Genomic DNA, 16,870 nt, shown 5'->3' with positions numbered 1-16,870 from the left:
GCGTTCACCCTAAGGCCGTGGGGTGAACAATGGGCGACGGATGTTGGGGAAGCAGGGACCGGTGCATCACGTGCAGACCCACGAACCCGTGCGCCGGATGCCGGAAGGCGCCGGGCACCGTGGTGAGGATGCTGAAACCCAGCGACTGCCAGAGGCTCACGGCGTTGTGATTGGTCTCCACGACGGCGTTGAACTGCATCGCGCGAAAGCCGGCGTTCGCGGCCTGGGCGAGGACATACTCGGCCAGGGCCCGGCCGATGCCGCGGCCGGCCGCCTGCGGTGCCACCATGAAGCCGGCGTTGCACACGTGGCCGCCGGCCGCTGGCTGGTTGGTGTGCAGCTCGGCGGTGCCGAGCACCCGCCCGTTGTCGTCGGCCACGAAGACGCGGCCGCCTGGCTTGCCCATCCACCATGCTCTGGCGGCGTCCTCGGTCGTGTCCCGCGGCCAGCAGTAGGTCTCGCCGGCCGCCACGACGTCCCGCAAGAAGGGCCAAATCTGACCCCAGTCGCCCTCCCGGGCCTCCCGTATGTCCATGCCCCCAAATTACCGGCCCGCGAGCCGTGACCTAAGCACCGAAAACTCGGGGTTTTTGGGCTTAACTCACGGTTCGCGGGGTGGCGCGGTGAGGTTGTGGGTGGCCAGGACCGTGCGGCCGGCATCGTGCGTGCGGGGGAGCATGTCCACCAGGGCGACCTGGCTGAGGGTGAGTGGCTGGCCGGGGTGGATGCGTGCGGGCGGTTTGTGGGTCACATGGGCGCGAAAGCCGTCGCCGGTGAACGCCGGCTCGTCGGGAGCGGCGGCGAACGGGCGAATGGCGGCCACCAGGGTGTGGTGCAGCCGGGTGAGCTCCACGTGCGGCAGCATCAACGTGACGGGGATGTTGTGCCGCCGGCCGAACAACGTGTCCTCGCCGGCGATGACCGTGAGGGGCGCCTGGTTCAGGGCGGCACGACGGATGGCGTCGGCGACGTCGCCGGGGGCGGCATCCGTGAGAAACGGCGGCAGCACCGTGACGTGCAGGGGCCACTCGGCCACGGCGAAGCTGGCGCCCACCCGCAGCGGCACCATCGGGAGCACAACCACCAGGCGAATCACGCGCTAAACGATACGCGAGCTGTGACTTAAGCCCCAAAAACCCCGGGTTTTCGGGGCTTAAGTCACAGCTCGCGGGTCGGTAGGGGGGCGCTGGGCGTGGGCAGGGTGACCGTGAAGGAGGTGCCCGTCGGGGCGGATTGCACCCGGATGGTGCCGCCGTGCGCCTCGGCGATCGACAGGGCGATCGCCAGGCCGAGGCCGGTGCTGCGGGTGCCGCCGGACTCCTGGGTCCTGGAGGCGTCGCCGCGCGCGAAGCGTTCGAAGATCACCGGCAGCAGGTCCACGGAGATGCCCGGCCCGTCGTCCTGCACGCTCAGCTGCACCGGCATGCCGGGCGCGCCCACCCGCAGCCGGGCGGTCACGGTGCTGGCGGGCGGGGTGTGCACCCTGGCGTTGGAGAGCAGGTTCGCCACCAGCTGGTGCAGGCGTTCCCGGTCGCCGCGCACGACCACGGCCGTTTCGGGCACCTCTGCGAGCCAGCTGTGCGTCGGCGCGGAGGCCCGAGCGTCGTTCACCGCGGTCAGCAACAGGTCGGCGAGGTCCACGTCCTCCACGTGCAGGTCCTGGCCCTCGTCAAGACGGGCGAGCAGCAGCAGGTCGCCCACCAGCGAGCTCATCCGGCGCGCCTCGGATTCGATGCGGGCCAGCGAGTACTCGGTGATCTCGGGCAGCTCGGAGCTGTCCTGGCGGGTCAGTTCGGCGTAGCCCTGAATGGCCGCGAGCGGGGTGCGCAGCTCGTGGGAGGCATCCGTGACGAACCGGCGCATGCGCCGGTCGGTGGCGGCCCGCACGCTGAGGGCGGTGTCGACGTGGTCGAGCAGCTGATTGAGGGCTTCGCCCACCTTGCCCGTCTCGGTGCGCGGATCGGTGTCGGCGGCCGCGAGGCGGGTGGAGATGCCATGGTCGCCCACGGCCAGTGGCAGCGCGGTCACCTCGACGGCGGTGTCGACCACGCGGGCCAGGGGGCGGAGGGCCAGCCGCACGACCAGAATCGTGCCCAACACGGTTCCGGCCAGCGCCAGCACGGTGGCGATGGCGATGGCCAGGGCCTGGCGCAGTAACGCCGTCTCCGCGGCCTCGAGCGGCACCCCGGCGACCAGGAGCTCGCCGTCGTTGACCACGGTGGCGACGCGGTAGGTGCCGAGGTCGCCCAGGTCCAGGCTGCGGTTATCGCCGTCCGCCGCCTGGCCGGCGAGGGCGAGTTCGATCGCCTCGGTTGCGTCGCGGGAGAGCACGACGGCGCCGGTGTCCGAAAACAGCGCGGAATCGGCGACCACGCCGTCCGCCACGACAGCGATCACGGTGCCGCGCCCGTGCCCGACGAAGTCGACGAAGGACTTGGCCACGCCACCGCCGTGCCCGCCGACGGCCGGCGCACCCCGGAACTTGTCGACCGACCGGCTCAGAGCCGACAGCGAGGCCGTGAGCTGGCTGTCGGCCACGGTGTTCGTGGAGCTGCTCAACACGGCGATGCTCAGCAGGCCCGTGCCGAGCAGCACGGCGGCCACGACGCCGGCGATTCCCACCACGAGCCGGCGGCGGAGCGTCCAGGGCGCCGCGCCGCGCTCAGCGGGAGCCGCCGAATCGACCGCGCTCACTCCGCGGGCCGCAGCATGTAGCCGACGCCGCGCACCGTGTGCAGCATCGGGGTGCGCTCGGCATCGATCTTCTTGCGCAGGTACGACACGTAGAGGTCCACGATGCTTCCTCGCCCGGCGAAGTCGTAGTTCCAGACCTCGTCGAGGATCTGTGCCCGGCTGAGCACCCGCATCGGGTTGCGCATGAAGAAGCGCAACAGGTCGAACTCGGTCGTGGTGAGCATGATATCGGCGTCGTCGCGACGCACCTGGTAACTGGTCTCGTCCAGGGTCAGGTTGCCCACCACCAACGCGGCCTGCTCGTCGGGTACGGCCTGCACGGTGCGGCGCAGCAGCCCGCGCAGCCGGGCCACCAGTTCTTCGAGGCTGAACGGCTTGGTCATGTAGTCGTCACCGCCGGCGGTCAGGCCGATGATGCGGTCGTCCACGGAGTCCCTGGCGGTGAGGAAGAGGGTCGGCGTGGTGGAGCCCCCCGAACGCAGGTGGCGCAGCACGCTCAGTCCGTCGGTGTCGGGCAGCATGATGTCGAGGATCACGACGTCGGGCCGGTTGTCGCGGTAGGCCCGCAGAGCGGCCTGTCCGGTGTGGGCCACGTCGACGATCCAGCCCTCGTAACTCAGCGCCAGGCTCACCAGATTGGTGAGGGTGTCCTCGTCGTCGACGAGCAACACGCGGATGGCGGAGCCGTCGAGCCGGGAGATCCGCGGGAGCTTCGCCAGCACGGCCCGTCGGCGCACGGAGTCCGCGGCGGGATCGGGAGGGGTCGAGGGCAGCACACGTTATTCTCGCAGTGCGATCGGCATGCCGTCGAATGGAACGGCCATTCAGGCGCGATTCACATCTGCCGCCTGGGTGATCCGTGAGCCGAGCTTGTGAGAACGCTGAGAGTTGAGCCTCTCCGACTCAACTTTGGGAACCCCAGCTTGACTTAGGTTTTCGGGCGGTGGCACACTTGAGCCAGCAACACTCAAGTCTGTTGAAATAGGCCTTGAACCCAAACTTTTGAAGGAGATACTCTCACATGGCTCGTGCAGTCGGCATTGACCTCGGAACCACCAACTCGGTGGTGGCCGTACTCGAGGGTGGAGAACCCACCGTCATCGCAAACGCTGAAGGCTTCCGCACCACGCCTTCCGTGGTTGCGTTCACCAAGGACGGCGAGGTTCTCGTCGGCGAGACCGCCAAGCGCCAGGCGGTCACCAACGTGGACCGCACCATCTCGTCGGTCAAGCGCCACGTCGGCACCGGCTGGTCCGTCGGCATCGACGACAAGAAGTACACCCCGCAGGAGATCTCCGCCCGTATCCTCGCCAAGCTCAAGCGCGACGCCGAGCAGTACCTGGGCGACAAGGTGACGGACGCCGTCATCACCGTTCCCGCCTACTTCAACGACGCCGAGCGCCAGGCTACGAAGGAAGCCGGCGAGATCGCCGGCCTCAACGTGCTGCGCATCATCAACGAGCCCACCGCGGCCGCCCTGGCCTACGGCCTGGACCGCGGCAAGGAAGACGAGCTCATCCTGGTCTTCGACCTCGGTGGCGGAACCTTCGACGTCTCCCTCCTCGAGGTGGGCAAGGACGACGACTTCAGCACCATCCAGGTGCGTTCGACCGCCGGCGACAACCGCCTCGGTGGCGACGACTGGGACCAGCGCATCGTTGATCACCTGATCAAGCGCTTCAAGGACTCCACCGGCGTCGACGTCTCCAAGGACAAGATCGCCAAGCAGCGCCTCAAGGAAGCCGCTGAGCAGGCCAAGAAGGAACTCTCTTCGAGCATGTCCACCAGCATCCAGCTGCCGTACCTGTCGCTGACGGAGAACGGCCCGGCGAACCTCGACGAGACGCTCACCCGCGCCCAGTTCGAGAAGATGACCGAAGACCTGCTCGACCGCACCAAGAAGCCCTTCCAGGACGTCATCCGTGAGGCCGGCGTCAAGGTCGAAGACATCGCACACGTCGTCCTCGTCGGTGGCTCCACCCGCATGCCCGCCGTGTACGAGCTCGTCAAGGCCGAGACCGGTGGCAAGGACCCGAACAAGGGTGTCAACCCCGATGAGGTCGTCGCCGTCGGCGCCGCACTGCAGGCCGGCGTGCTGAAGGGCGAGCGCAAGGATGTTCTGCTCATCGACGTCACCCCGCTCAGCCTCGGCATCGAGACCAAGGGCGGCATCATGACGCGCCTCATCGAGCGCAACACGGCCATCCCCACCAAGCGCAGCGAGACCTTCACCACGGCCGACGACAACCAGCCGTCCGTGGCCATCCAGGTCTTCCAGGGCGAGCGCGAGTTCACCCGCGACAACAAGAACCTGGGCACCTTCGAGCTCACCGGCATCGCGCCGGCCCCGCGCGGCATCCCGCAGGTGGAGGTCACCTTCGACCTCGACGCCAACGGCATCGTGCACGTGTCCGCCAAGGACAAGGGCACCGGCAAGGAGCAGTCGATGACCATCACCGGCGGCACCGCGCTGGGCAAGGAAGACATCGAGCGCATGGTGCGCGAGGGCGAAGAGCACGCCGCGGAGGACAAGCGCCGCCGCGAAGCCGCCGAGACCCGCAACGGCGCAGAGCAGCTCGCCTACTCGATCGAGAAGCTGATCAAGGAGAACGACGAGAAGCTGCCCGAAGAGGTCAAGTCCGAGGTTCAGGCCGACGTCGACGCTCTCAAGTCCGCTCTCGCCGGCGACGACGATGACGCGGTGAAGACCGCGTTCGACAAGCTCACCGAAAGCCAGGGCAAGCTCGGCGAGGCCATCTACGCCTCCAGCCAGGCGGATGCCGCGGCCGGCGAGTCCGAGCCCGCCGAGCCCGCCGCCGAGTCGGGTAACTCCGACGAAGACGTTGTCGACGCCGAGGTTGTCGACGACGAGGACGAAGCGAAGAAGTAATGAGCGACTCCAACCGTCCGGACGAATCCCGTCCCGAAGACGAGTCCGCTGCTGCCGCTGCGGGAGCGCCCGAATCGGGCGCCCCCGCGGCGGGCGGGCCGGACTCCGACCCGGCCGCCCCGGCCGAGTTCGTCGACGCGGCTGACGCCGAGGGCATCGAGGAAGACGAGCTGACCGTTCAGGACATCCTGGACGCGGCCGACCTCGAAGCATCCGACCCCTCGAGCGAGCACCTCGCCGACCTCAAGCGGGTCACCGCGGAGTACGCCAACTACCGCAAGCGCACCGAGGCCAACCGGGAGATCGAGCGCGAGCGCGTGACCGGCGAGGTCGTCAAGGTGCTGTTGCCGGTGCTCGACGACCTGTACCGGGCCGAGAAGCACGGCGACCTCGAGGGCGACACCGCCTTCGCGACCATCGCCGCCAAGCTGCGCGCCAGCACCGAGCGCATCGGCCTCAAGCCGTACGGCACGGTCGGCGACGTGTTCGACCCCACCGTGCACGAGGCCATTTTCCAGATGCCCACGCCTGACATCGACGTGGAAACCGTCGGCGACGTCGTCGAGACCGGCTACTACCTCGGATCCTCGCTGTTGCGGGTAGCCAAGGTCGTCGTGCAGGTACCGAGCGATGGCTAGCCAGGACTGGTTCGACAAGGACTTCTACAAGGTTCTCGGGGTCTCGAAAGACGTCACCGCGGCCGATCTGAAGAAGGCGTATCGCAAGCTGGCCCGCAAGTACCACCCCGACTCCAACCCGGGTAACCCCGCGGCGGAGGCGAAGTTCAAGGAGATCAGCGAGGCCCACTCGGTCATCGGTGACCCCGAACAGCGCAAGGAGTACGACGCCGTGCGCGCCATGGGCGGTGGAGCTCGCTTCACCGCCCCCGGGCAGGGCGGCCAGCAGGGTGGTTTCGACGACGTCTTCGGTGGCATGTTCGGCGGAGGAGCCCGGCAGCAGCAGGGCTACTCCTACGAGCAGGCCGGCTTCGACGACATCCTGGGCGGCATGTTCGGCCGCGGCGCCCAGGGCGGTGGTGGCCGGTTCGGCACCCCCACCGGGGGCTTCCGTGGCGCGGGCGGGCCGACCAGGGGACGCGACGTGATCGCGTCCACCACGGTCGACTTCATCACCGCCACCCACGGCGACCAGATCACCCTGCAGACGCAGGAGGGTCGGCCGATCAAGGTCAAGATTCCCGCCGGCGTCGCCGACGGGCAGAAGATCAAGCTGCGCGGGCAGGGGCAACCCAGCCCGGACGGCGGCGAGCACGGTGACATCGTGCTGACCGTCACCGTGCGCAAGCACCCGGTATTCGAACGCGACGGCCTCAACCTGCGCGTGAACGTGCCGGTGACCTTCGCCGAGGCCGCCCTCGGCGCCACCATCGAGGTGCCCACCCTGGGTGGGCCCCCGGTGAAGCTGCGCGTGGCCCCCGGTACCCCCAGCGGGCGGGTGCTGCGGGTCAAGGGTCGCGGCGTGGTCACCCCGAAGGGCACCGGCGACCTGCTCGCCGAGGTTCAGGTGGCCGTGCCGTCGCACCTGTCGAAGGACGCCGAGGAGAAGCTGCTTGCGTTCAACGAGGCGCTGCCCAAGGAGAACCCGCGCGACGAACTGCTCGCCAGGGCCAAGGGCTAATCAGCCATGGACGAGAACACCCGGGTCTTCGTGATCAGTACGGCCGCAGAGTTGGCGGGTATGCACCCGCAGACTCTGCGGCAGTACGACCGGATGGGCCTCGTCAGCCCCGGCCGCACGCCGGGCCGTTCGCGCCGCTACTCCATGCGTGACGTGGCCCGGCTGCGGGAGATCGCGGACCTGGGTGCCGAGGGCGTGAGCCTGGAGGGCATCCGGCGCATTCTCGCGCTGGAAGACACCGTGCGGTCGCTGCAGAGCCGGGTGGCCGATCTCGAAGTGGCCCTCGCCCTTGAGTTGCTCAACCGCCCGGGCCGCCGCGTCTTCGCGGCCGGCTCGGCCGGTGACGTCATCTCGATGCGCGCCGGCACCCGCGCCCGCCGCTCCAACCAAATCGTGATCTGGCGCCCCCTCGATAAGTAGACGCACCCTCGCGAGCGGTCGTTTCCCGCCTACGGCCGGCCGCTTCGTCCAACCAGTAGTTGGCCTTCTGGTCCACGCGGCATTGAGTTGTAGAATTGCACAATGGAACTGCGCCAGCTAGAACACTTCGTGACGGTCGCCGACGAACGTCACTTCACCCGAGCGGCCGAGCTGCTGCACATCTCCCAGTCGGGCCTGTCCGCGTCGATCCGGGCCCTCGAGATCGAGCTGGGCACCTCCCTGTTCATTCGCAGCACCCGCCGGGTCGAGCTCACGGCCGCCGGCCAGGCCCTGCTCACGGATGCGCTCCGCACGCTGGCCAGCGCCGCCGCGGCCCAGAACGCCGTCGCCGCGGTGCGCGGCCTCATGCGCGGACGCCTGACCGTGGGCGCGGAGCCGTGCCTGGGCTCCGTGGACCTGCCCGCCGAGCTCGCCCGCTTCCGCACCGCCAACCAGGGGGTGGAGGTGCGGCTGCGTCAGCTGGGCTCCGTGGAGCTGATCGAGGGTGTCGCCAGCGGCACCACCGATGTGGCGCTCGTGGTGGTGACGGGGGACACCCCGCCCGGGGTTCGGCTGCACCGGCTGAGCAGCCAGAAGATGGTGGTGCTCTGCCACCCGGACCACCCGGTCGCGGCCCTGGCCGAGGCCGACCTGGAGACCCTGCGCACCGCACCGCTGATCGGTTTCCAGGCCGGCTGGGGCGCCCACATGCTCGCCCGGCGGGCATTCGCCGCGGCGGGTTTCGAGTACCGGGCAGCCATGGAGGTCAACGATGTGCATCCGCTGCTCGAGCTGGTGGGCTACAACCTGGGTGTGGCGATCGTGCCCACCAGCTTCGCACTGAAGCGGCCCGACGACCTCGTCGCGGTGCCGCTTCCGGCGACCGTGCCCGAGTGGGCGGTGGCCGTGGCGGTCGCCGACGAGCCGAGCCCGGCCGCGTCGGCGTTCCTCGCGCAGCTGCTCGAAGACGTCGCGGCCGCCCAGGCCGCCGCGCTCGAGACCGGCATGCCGGTCGACGCGGTCGGCTCTGCGGCCTGACCGGCTAGTAGGCCAGCACGTCAGAGAGCGCGGACAGGTCCTCCGCCGACAGCGTCAGCTCCGCCGCCCGGGCCGAATCACGGATGCTCTCGGGCCGGCTCGCCCCCGGGATGGGGATCACCTGCGGCGACGCGGCCAGATGCCAGGCCAGCGTGACGACCTGCGGACTCACGCCGTGGGCATCCGCCACCTGCTGGAACGGCGCAAACCGGGCGCCCAGGTCGGCGGCCGACTTGATGCCGCCGAGCGGGCTCCAGGACAGGAATGCGATGCCGAGCTCGGTGCAGAGGTCGAGCTCGGGCTGGCTGCTGCGGAACGCGGGCGAGTACTGGTTCTGCACGCTGGCGAGCCGGCCGCCGAGGATCTCGTAGGCCTCGCGGATCTGGGTCGGGTTGGCGTTGGAGATGCCGGCCAGGCGGATGGTGCCGGCGTCGAGCAGGTCGCGGATGGCGCCGATCGAGTCGGCGTACGGCACGGCAGGGTCGGGCCGGTGGTGGTGGTAGAGGTCGATCGCGTCGCCGCCGAGGCGCTTGAGCGAGGCTTCGGCAGCCTGCTTGAGGTACTCGGGTCGGCCGTCGACGTACCAGGTTCCGTCGCCGGGCCGCAGGTGCCCGCCCTTGGTGGCCACAATCACCTGCGAGGTGTCGCCGCCCCAGGAGGCGAGGGCCCGGGCGATCAGCGACTCGTTGTGGCCCACCTCGTCGGCATGCAGGTGGTACGCATCCGCGGTGTCGAACAGGGTCACGCCCACCTCGAGGGCCGCGTGGATAGTGGCGATGGAGCGGGCCTCGTCTGGCCGGCCTTCAATCGACATGGGCATGCCGCCCAGGCCGATGGAGCTGACGGTGCCGTCGCCGATCTGTCGGGTCTTCATAGGGTGTCCAATCGAGTGCTGCGGATGTCTTCTACAGGGTGGAGTGCGCGCTTGCGAGCCGGTCGAGGGTGGCGTTCAACGCCGCATCCACCACCTGCTGCTCTGGATGCGCGTCGAACCAGGCGATCGCCTCGCGGAAGCCGAGGGCGACCGGGGTGGTGCAGACGAAGTCGGGCACGAGAGCGGTGACCTTGGTGTTGTCGAAGATCACCGAGTGTGACCGGTCGCCCAGCAACGGGCCGCTCCACTCGGGGTTCTCGGCCGCCATGGTGTCGCTGGCCACGTGCACGATCCGGGGTGCGGGGGCGCCGGCGGCGCGGGCATATTCGGCGTAGATGGCGTCCCAGGGCAGGTACTCGTTCGAGGTGATCGTAAAGCTGTCGCCCACGGCCTGCGACCGGCCGAACAGGCCCACCAGCGCCTTGGCGAAGTCGGTGGCGTGGGTGAGGGTCCACAGGGACGTGCCGTCGCCGTGCACCACCACCGGTTGCCCGGTGCGCATCCGGTGGATGTCGGTCCAGCCGCCCAGCAGGGCGATCTGGGTGCGGTCGTAGGTGTGCGACGGGCGGATAATGGTGACCGGGAAGCCCCGGTCCCGGTGGGCCGCCATGAGCACGTCTTCGCAGGCGGCCTTGTCGCGGGAGTACTCCCAGAACGGGTTGTGCAAGGGAGTGGACTCGCGCACCGGCAGGGCGGCCGGCGGCTTCTGGTACGCCGAGGCCGAACTGATGAACACGTACTGCCCAGTGCGCCCCGCGAACTGAGCGATGTCGGCCCGCACGTGATCCGGGGTGAACGCCACGAAGTCCACCACAACGTCGAAACGGCGTTCGCCGAGCGCCGCACGCACCGCGTCCGCGTCGCGCACGTCCACGGTGAGCACTTCAACCGCGGCGGGCACCGCGCGCTGGTCCGACTGGCCGCGGTTGAGCACGGTGAGCCGGTGGCCGCGGGCCACGGCCAGCTCGGCCGCGGCCGCGCTGATCACACCGGTGCCGCCGATGAACAGAACACTCAGCCCGGCGCTCACCAGGCGTAGTCTTCCGGCGCGGTCCTGTAACCGGGGAAGATCTCATCCAGCCGCCTCAGCGCCGCCTGGTCGAGCTTCACGTCCACGGCGCGCAAGGACGCTTCGAGCTGCTCCATGGTGCGTGGGCCGATGATCGGCGCGGTCACCGCGCTCTGGTGCATCAGCCAGGCCAGGCCCAGGTCGCCGGGCTCGTGGCCGAGTTCAGCGGCGAAGTCCTCGTAGGCGCCGATGGCCGCCCGGTTCTTCTCGAGCTTCTCGGCGTTGGCGCCGGAGACCCGGCGGCTGCCGTCGCGCTCCTTGCGCAGCACACCGCCGAGCAGGCCGCCGTCCAGCGGCGACCAGGGCAGGATGCCCATACCGTTGGCCTGTGCGGCGGGGATGACCTCGCGCTCGATGTCGCGCTTGAGCAGGTTGTACAGCGACTGCTCGCTCACCAGCCCGGTGAAGTTGCGGCGGCGGGCCTCGGCCTGTCCGGTGGCGATGTGCCAACCGGCGAAGTTGCTGCTGCCGGCGTAGAGGATCTTGCCCTGCGCAACGGCGGTCTCCATCGCCTGCCAGATCTCGTCCCACGGGGTGTCGCGGTCGACGTGGTGAAACTGGAACAGGTCGATGTAGTCGGTCTGCAGGCGCTTCAGGCTCTCGTCGAGCGAGCGGCGGATGTTCAGCGCCGACAGCTTGCCGTCGTTAGGCCGGTCGGACATCGTGCCGTAGACCTTGGTGGCCAGCACGGTGTCCTCGCGGCGCTCGCCGCCCTGCGCGAACCAGCGGCCCAGGATGCTCTCCGTGGCGCCGCGGCCCAGCTTGGACCCGTAGACGTTGGCAGTGTCGAAAAAGTTGATGCCCGCCGCCCTGGCAGCGTCCATGATGTCGAACGAGGTGGGCTCGTCGGTCTCGGGCCCGAAGTTCATGGTGCCGAGGCACAGGCTCGAAACTGACAGGCCGGAACGGCCGAGGTGTGTGTATTCCATAACCTCAGGCTGCTCCGCCGGGAGCCCACTGTCCAACAGGAGAACCGGATGTGATCCAGCACTCCGGCTTCTCAATCGGTGTCGAGGGCCCCAGGTTGGCTGGAATCACTGGGCTGCCGGCTGGCCGTGACGGCGAGCAGGTCGAGCGAGAGCCGCGGGTCAAGGCGCAGATGCAGGTCGACGACGGCCCGAAGTTCCCAGCGCACGTGCAGATTGCCGATGGACAGTGACGGCGCGGGCAGGCCCGGGGGCGTTTCAACCGTGAAGGGCAGGTCGACCACGGTGCCGGGGGTGAGCATTCCGGCGGGTCCCACCATGACGGCGGCCGTGACGGCCTCCGCGTGCCGGTAGCCCTCGGATTCGCTCGCGTCAGGGTCGGCGACCTGGCCGGGACCTCCCCAGACTTCCTCGCAGCGCACCAGCTGCACTCTCACGCCCCTGGTCGCGATCTCGTCGCGGGGACGCACGCGCAGGATGCCCGTGAGCGGGGTGCCGGGTTCGAGTACGCGGGAGGACAGTGCAATGAACTCCAGCGCGACCTGTCCGAGGTGTTCTCCGACCGAAGGATGATCGGTGTCGGCGGCGCTGGTCTGGCCCCAGGACTGCACGTCGATCAGTCGTTCGCGCTTGATGACCTGGCCGCCGGCCGCCTTCAGGACGCAGCGCACCGACCAGCCCACATCGATCAGGTCTCCGCGCACCGAGGCCGGGCCGTCGGTGGGAATGCTCAGGCTGTCGGACAACACCCGGGTCTGGCCGGCAGGGATCGCACCCGGCGCCGGCACCGTTACCGTGCTGACCAGCTCGGTGGTGCGTTCGCGGGCGGGGAACACCCCGCCATAGATGTTGCCGCGGCCGTAGGTGTAGTTGACCTTGCGGATCAGCGTGAGCTCGGCGTGCTCGATCAACGCCGGTCGGAGCGCCGTAATCCGGATGGTGACCCCCAGCGAATTGCCCTCGATCACGACTCCATCCGTGGGAGTGAGCTCTACCGAGACTTGCACAGCCGTATCGGTTGTTGTGACCGCCATGTCGCACCAGACTTCCTGTTACCCGTTGCCTGAGACCCGCTCAATGGGGACAACGTACGCACAGTAAAGCCCGGGTGGGTGCCGTGTTCAAGGGGATTGACTTGCCCCATGCAGTCTGTAGCGCCGGTCAGTGCGGGAACAGCTCCGCCACAGTGGGCGGGTTGGCGCCCGCGCGCGACACCGTGATCGCCGCGCTCGCCAGGGAGATCTGGCCGAGGCGGCCCAGGTCGGCGGCGCCGAGGGCGTTCTGCAGAATGGCCTCGGTGCCATTGCTCCCGAGGATCGCGTAGAGCAGCCCCGACATGAAGGAGTCACCGGCGCCGATGGTGTCGACCACGGTCACCGGATGCGCGGCCAGCTCGGCCGTGGCCCCGCCGGCCCGCAGCAGGGCGCCGTCGCCGCCCCTGGTGATAGCGAACAGGGCAACCCCGGCCGCCACGTAGTCCCGGGCGATCTGGTCCATGCTGCGCCCCGGGTAGAGCCACGCGGCATCCTCGTCGCTCATCTTCACCACGTGCGCGGCCCGCGAGAGCTCTTCGACGGCGAGCACGACGTCGTCGCGATTGCCCATGATACCGGGCCGCACATTGGGGTCGTAACTGAGCAGGGTGCCGGCCGGGGCGCTGGTGAACGCGCTCAGCACGGCCTGGCCGCCCGGCTGCAGGATTGCGGCGATCGAGCCCGTGTGGATCAGGGTGCACGGGGCGGGCACTGCCACCGGCGGCAGCTCCCAGCGCAGGTCGAAGTCGTACGTTGCGGCGCCGGTCGCATCCAGGATGGCGGTGGCGCTCGAGGTGGCGCTGGTCGTGACCGAGCCCGGCAGCAGGTCGACGCCGGCCGAGCGCAGGTGCTCCGCGATGATCTCCCCGAACGGGTCTGCCCCGATCTGGGTGACCAGGGTGGTCGGCACGCCGAGCCGGCCGAGTCCGTACGCCACGTTCATCGGGCTGCCGCCCGCGTGGCTCACCGGCTCGGCGCCGGGGCGCCGCACGATGTCGATGAGGGCCTCCCCGATCACGAGGGCCCGGGTGGTCGGGGCGATCGAGCGGTCGGGAGCACGGTCAGGAGCACGGTCAGGCGTCATCGTCTGGTCCAATCTGGTGGTGCCGGGCGAACCCGCGCAGCCCCAGATTATCGTGTGCCGCCAGTGGCGCACGCGGTAGCTCAGGATCACCACGCCGTTCCGGAACGCATACTCGTCCTCCAACTCGAGAACGAGATGCAGGTCGTCGGGCAGGACCTTCGTGCCGCCGCCCACCACAACGGGCGAGACGAACAGCTGCACCTTGTCGACCAGCCCCGCAGCGAAGGCCTGCTTGCAGAGATGCGGACCGCCGATCGGCAGGTTGGCGGAGGCCGAAACCTCCAGCGCCCGCACCGCCTCCGGATCGAAGCTGCGCTCGATGCGAGTGCGCCGGCTGGACGGTTCGGCCAGGGTGCTGGAGTAGACGATCTTCTCCGCCGCCTGCCAGATCGCGGTGTCGTCGCGCATCACGGCGGGCTCAGGTTGGCCATAGTGTGCTCCTCGCGCGGTGAGCGGTCCACGGCGAGATGCTCACCGCAGTGTGGCGCCTCCATTCTGCTCGCCTTGCCGCCGCCGGGGCCAGACCCGGCAGCCCGGCGCTTCCGCGATAACCTGTTCGCCTTGCACCAACGCCGTCTCAGTGAAAGGGCGACCCCCATGAATCCCGTCGAGATCACGACAACGGCGGGGGTCGTCCGTGGCGTCCAGCGGCCGGGTTCGGCCGCGTTCCTGGGCATTCCCTACGCCGCCCCGCCGGTGGGGGAGCTGCGTTTTGCGGCCCCGGTGCCGCACCCGGCCTGGGCCGGCGTGCGGGATGCCGGCAGCCCCGGCGCCACCCCGCAACGCGTCGACGGCGGCGACACGACTCTGGTGCCCGAGCCCAGCTTTCCCGGCGAGTCGACGCTGAACGTGAGCGTGTTCACCCCCAACCCCAACCCGGCTCCCAACCCGGACCCGGCCGGCGGCGGCCTGCCCGTGCTGGTCTACATCCACGGCGGCGGCTACACCTCCGGCTCGGCGGCGAGCCCCTGGTACGACGGCGCGAGCTTCAACCGGCACGGTGTGGTCACCGTGAACGTGTCCTACCGGCTCGGCTTCGACGGCTTCGGCTGGATCGAGGATGCGCCGCTGAACCGCGGCGTGCTCGACTGGCTGCTGGCGCTCGAATGGGTGCGAGACAACATCCGCTTCTTCGGTGGCGACCCGGCCCGGGTCACACTCGCCGGGCAATCCGCGGGAGGCGGCGCCGTGCTCACCCTTCTCACGATGCCGCGGGCGCAATCGCTGTTCGCGCGGGCCATCGTGAGTTCCGGGGTGCCCACCTATCTCATGCCCGCACAGGCGGAGCAGACCGGACGGCGCCTGGCCGCCCTGGCCGGTGTTGCGCCCACCCGCGCAGGACTCGGGGTGCTCACCGAATATCAGATCCTCACCGAGCAGCCGCGGGCAACGGCCTTCGCCGCAGGCACGCCCGCCGGGCCGCTGGGCGAGATCGCGAACGCCCTCGTCGCCGGTCTCCCGTTCGGGCCTGTCATCGACGAAGACCTGATTCCGCTGGCCACGGTCGACGCCGTGCGCGCGGGCCTCGGCGCCGACAAGCCGCTCATGCTGGGCAGCACCGACCACGAATTCAACTTCGGCATGATCGACCTGACCGACGAGCTGGCCGGCGAAGACGCCGCGGAGATGCTCGGCCGACTCGGCGTCGCCGCGCCCACGGCGCGGGCGTACGCCGCGGCCCACGACCAGCTCGGTACCGCCGAACTGCTTGGCCAGTTCGCCTCCGACCGCGCCATCCGCGGCGTGATGCTGCGGGTCGCCGAGGCGAGGATCGACGCATCCGCCGCCAGCGTCGCAACGGATGTGGCTCCCACCTGGCTCTGGGCGTTCGCGTGGCGCTCGCCGACCTTCGGCGGGGCGCTGCATTGCCTCGACCTGCCGTTCTTCTTCGACGCGCTCGATGCCCCGCGGGTGTCGGCGCTGGCCGGCCCCGCGCCGTCCCAACAGCTGGCCGACGAGGTGCACGGTGCCGCGGTGGCCTTCATCAGCGACGGCGACCCCGGCTGGCCGGCGTGGAACCCCGCGACCGGCGACGTCCGCACCCAGCCGGTCATCCGTTACACCGCACCCGACGGCGGAACCGAAATTGTTGCGGTGGGCACCACCTACTCCGGCGCGAGCCTGGCCTTCGGCAGCTAGCCGTTTCGCTGGTGGGGGCGGCGAGCCTGGTGCCCGCCGCTCCTCCACAAGGGGCTGGTCAGAGACCTTTCCACACCCGCTTTTGCTGGGGCTGGAGTGTCGGTGGTCGGTGCGATTATCAAGGTATGAGCAGCCCAGCAGAGCAGTTCCCGGCCGACCCGGATGACCCGGGTCACGACGCCCGCAACCCGGACACCGGTGCTGATGCGGGCGCCCGCGGGCAGGCGCACCGGCGTCGTCGCACCCTGCAGGAACAGGTCCAGGCCACGCTCGCGGGGAAGGTCGCGACGGCGCGGAGAGCCCACCGCAGGATCGCGAAGGCCAACGCCGAACGCGCTGTCGCGCTGGCCGATCTGCAGCGGTGGAGCAGCGACCCGGCCAACGCGAAACTGCTCAACCCCGACTACGCCCTGGAGTTGGCGCGGGGGCCGGTGCTCACCGATGCGGATGCGAGCCCGCGGAAGGTCGCGGCGTGGCAGGACCAGGAGATCGCCCGCCGCACCGTCACCAGCGAGGTCGCCTGCTCGTTGCATCTGGCCGATCGCACGGCGGAGGACCTGATCGGTGAATCGTCGATGTTCGCCGGCCCGATGAACGCCACCCTCACGGCGATGAGTGCCGGTGACATCAGTTACCGGCACGGGCAGGTGCTCATGGAGCAGCTCAGCTTCATCCCCCTCGAGGACCTGCACGCGTGTGAAGCGCAGCTGTTGCCCGCCGCGAAAGAACTCACGGTGGGCAAGCTCGCCGGCAAGGCCAGGCGGTTGCGGGAACGAGCGCACCCGGAGACCATCACGAAGCGCTCCACGGCGGCGATCGCCGAGCGCGGGGTGTGGTGGGAGGGCCGGCCCGATGGCATGGGCACCCTGACCTGGTACGGCACCGCGCAGCAAACCCAGGCCGCGCACGACAGGCTCACCAGCATCGCCGAGGCCGCCTCAACCCAGGAGCGGCGGGACGACTCGATTCCCGTCGAGCAGCGGCGCACGATCGGCCAGATCTGCGCCGACGCGATGGCCGACCTGGTCCTGGACGGCGTCACCCCCGCCGGCACCGGTGGCGGC

At 69.7% G+C, this 16,870-nt stretch carries 16 protein-coding genes; 7 read left to right on the top strand and 9 right to left on the bottom strand.

Translation table 11 applies throughout. From position 1 onward, the window contains the following. Positions 1-4: 4 nt before the first annotated feature. The 4 genes from E3O42_RS05570 to E3O42_RS05555 all read right to left on the bottom strand — a co-directional run bounded on the left by E3O42_RS05570 (position 5) and on the right by E3O42_RS05555 (position 3,416). Positions 5-535, bottom strand: coding sequence for a GNAT family N-acetyltransferase (locus E3O42_RS05570; protein ID WP_134452990.1), 531 nt, complete (start codon positions 533-535; stop codon positions 5-7). A gap of 66 nt (positions 536-601) precedes the next feature. After that, positions 602-1,096 (bottom strand): 2'-5' RNA ligase family protein, encoded by a 495-nt coding sequence (locus E3O42_RS05565; RefSeq protein ID WP_134452989.1) that lies wholly within the window; start codon positions 1,094-1,096, stop codon positions 602-604. A gap of 62 nt (positions 1,097-1,158) precedes the next feature. Further along, a complete protein-coding gene (locus E3O42_RS05560) occupies positions 1,159-2,694 on the bottom strand; it encodes a sensor histidine kinase (RefSeq protein WP_174844225.1) in 1,536 nt (511 codons plus the stop codon). Next, complete coding sequence (locus tag E3O42_RS05555) at positions 2,691-3,416, bottom strand: response regulator transcription factor (protein ID WP_277613168.1); 726 nt, start codon at positions 3,414-3,416, stop codon at positions 2,691-2,693. Before E3O42_RS05555 ends, E3O42_RS05560 begins: the two co-directional genes overlap by 4 nt. A 299-nt stretch (positions 3,417-3,715) precedes the next feature. Between E3O42_RS05555 and dnaK the strand changes: the two genes are divergently transcribed. The 5 genes from dnaK to E3O42_RS05530 all read left to right on the top strand — a co-directional run bounded on the left by dnaK (position 3,716) and on the right by E3O42_RS05530 (position 8,680). Next, positions 3,716-5,584 carry a molecular chaperone DnaK gene (gene dnaK / locus E3O42_RS05550; RefSeq protein ID WP_134452988.1) on the top strand — a complete coding sequence of 623 codons (1,869 nt, stop codon included), beginning with the start codon at positions 3,716-3,718 and terminating at the stop codon, positions 5,582-5,584. Continuing rightward, entirely contained in the window at positions 5,584-6,222 is a 639-nt protein-coding gene (locus E3O42_RS05545; RefSeq protein WP_134452987.1) for a nucleotide exchange factor GrpE, read from the top strand. Before dnaK ends, E3O42_RS05545 begins: the two co-directional genes overlap by 1 nt. Continuing rightward, the gene (locus tag E3O42_RS05540) at positions 6,215-7,222 is read left to right on the top strand and encodes a DnaJ C-terminal domain-containing protein (protein WP_134452986.1); all 1,008 of its coding nucleotides are present in this window, start codon (positions 6,215-6,217) and stop codon (positions 7,220-7,222) included. Before E3O42_RS05545 ends, E3O42_RS05540 begins: the two co-directional genes overlap by 8 nt. A gap of 6 nt (positions 7,223-7,228) precedes the next feature. After that, positions 7,229-7,642, top strand: coding sequence for a heat shock protein transcriptional repressor HspR (locus E3O42_RS05535; protein WP_134452985.1), 414 nt, complete (start codon positions 7,229-7,231; stop codon positions 7,640-7,642). 102 nt (positions 7,643-7,744) lie between these two features. Beyond that, complete coding sequence (locus E3O42_RS05530; protein ID WP_134452984.1) at positions 7,745-8,680, top strand: LysR family transcriptional regulator; 936 nt, start codon at positions 7,745-7,747, stop codon at positions 8,678-8,680. Positions 8,681-8,684: 4 nt separating this feature from the next. On the opposite strand, the gene E3O42_RS05525 is transcribed toward E3O42_RS05530, so the two are convergent. From E3O42_RS05525 to E3O42_RS05505, 5 genes are all read right to left on the bottom strand, one after another. After that, entirely contained in the window at positions 8,685-9,554 is an 870-nt protein-coding gene (locus E3O42_RS05525; protein WP_134452983.1) for an aldo/keto reductase, read from the bottom strand. Between the two features lie 31 nt (positions 9,555-9,585). Further along, a complete protein-coding gene (locus E3O42_RS05520; RefSeq protein ID WP_241984655.1) occupies positions 9,586-10,584 on the bottom strand; it encodes an NAD-dependent epimerase/dehydratase family protein in 999 nt (332 codons plus the stop codon). Continuing rightward, entirely contained in the window at positions 10,581-11,552 is a 972-nt protein-coding gene (locus E3O42_RS05515) for an aldo/keto reductase (protein WP_134452981.1), read from the bottom strand. The genes E3O42_RS05520 and E3O42_RS05515 overlap by 4 nt, the downstream gene beginning before the upstream one ends. A gap of 71 nt (positions 11,553-11,623) precedes the next feature. Continuing rightward, positions 11,624-12,583: a hypothetical protein gene (locus E3O42_RS05510; protein ID WP_134452980.1), complete on the bottom strand. Its 960-nt coding sequence runs from the start codon at positions 12,581-12,583 to the stop codon at positions 11,624-11,626. A gap of 127 nt (positions 12,584-12,710) precedes the next feature. Beyond that, positions 12,711-14,075 carry a PfkB family carbohydrate kinase gene (locus E3O42_RS05505; protein ID WP_134452979.1) on the bottom strand — a complete coding sequence of 455 codons (1,365 nt, stop codon included), beginning with the start codon at positions 14,073-14,075 and terminating at the stop codon, positions 12,711-12,713. A 189-nt stretch (positions 14,076-14,264) separates the two neighbouring features. Here E3O42_RS05505 and E3O42_RS05500 point away from each other — a divergent pair, with 189 nt between their 5' ends. Both E3O42_RS05500 and E3O42_RS05495 read left to right on the top strand, forming a co-directional pair. Further along, on the top strand, positions 14,265-15,806 hold the full coding sequence (locus E3O42_RS05500) for a carboxylesterase/lipase family protein (protein ID WP_134452978.1): 1,542 nt from the start codon (positions 14,265-14,267) through the stop codon (positions 15,804-15,806). 125 nt (positions 15,807-15,931) lie between these two features. Further along, positions 15,932-16,870: DUF222 domain-containing protein (locus E3O42_RS05495; protein ID WP_134452977.1), on the top strand; the 939-nt coding region annotated here is incomplete at its 3' end.

Source organism: Cryobacterium adonitolivorans (genome assembly GCF_004402695.1).
Taxonomy (GTDB): domain Bacteria; phylum Actinomycetota; class Actinomycetes; order Actinomycetales; family Microbacteriaceae; genus Cryobacterium; species Cryobacterium adonitolivorans.
This window is presented reverse-complemented; position numbering and strand designations above follow the sequence as displayed.

Bases quoted from the DNA above. Each gene is read 5' to 3' on its own strand.
- E3O42_RS05530 (WP_134452984.1), top strand. From the start codon at position 7,745: ATGGAACTGCGCCAGCTAGAACACTTCGTGACGGTCGCCGACGAACGT.
- E3O42_RS05510 (WP_134452980.1), bottom strand. From the start codon at position 12,583: ATGGCGGTCACAACAACCGATACGGCTGTGCAAGTCTCGGTAGAGCTC.
- E3O42_RS05505 (WP_134452979.1), bottom strand. From the start codon at position 14,075: ATGCGCGACGACACCGCGATCTGGCAGGCGGCGGAGAAGATCGTCTAC.
- E3O42_RS05515 (WP_134452981.1), bottom strand. From the start codon at position 11,552: ATGGAATACACACACCTCGGCCGTTCCGGCCTGTCAGTTTCGAGCCTG.
- dnaK (WP_134452988.1), top strand. From the start codon at position 3,716: ATGGCTCGTGCAGTCGGCATTGACCTCGGAACCACCAACTCGGTGGTG.
- E3O42_RS05540 (WP_134452986.1), top strand. From the start codon at position 6,215: ATGGCTAGCCAGGACTGGTTCGACAAGGACTTCTACAAGGTTCTCGGG.
- E3O42_RS05525 (WP_134452983.1), bottom strand. From the start codon at position 9,554: ATGAAGACCCGACAGATCGGCGACGGCACCGTCAGCTCCATCGGCCTG.
- E3O42_RS05535 (WP_134452985.1), top strand. From the start codon at position 7,229: ATGGACGAGAACACCCGGGTCTTCGTGATCAGTACGGCCGCAGAGTTG.
- E3O42_RS05500 (WP_134452978.1), top strand. From the start codon at position 14,265: ATGAATCCCGTCGAGATCACGACAACGGCGGGGGTCGTCCGTGGCGTC.
- E3O42_RS05570 (WP_134452990.1), bottom strand. From the start codon at position 535: ATGGACATACGGGAGGCCCGGGAGGGCGACTGGGGTCAGATTTGGCCC.
- E3O42_RS05545 (WP_134452987.1), top strand. From the start codon at position 5,584: ATGAGCGACTCCAACCGTCCGGACGAATCCCGTCCCGAAGACGAGTCC.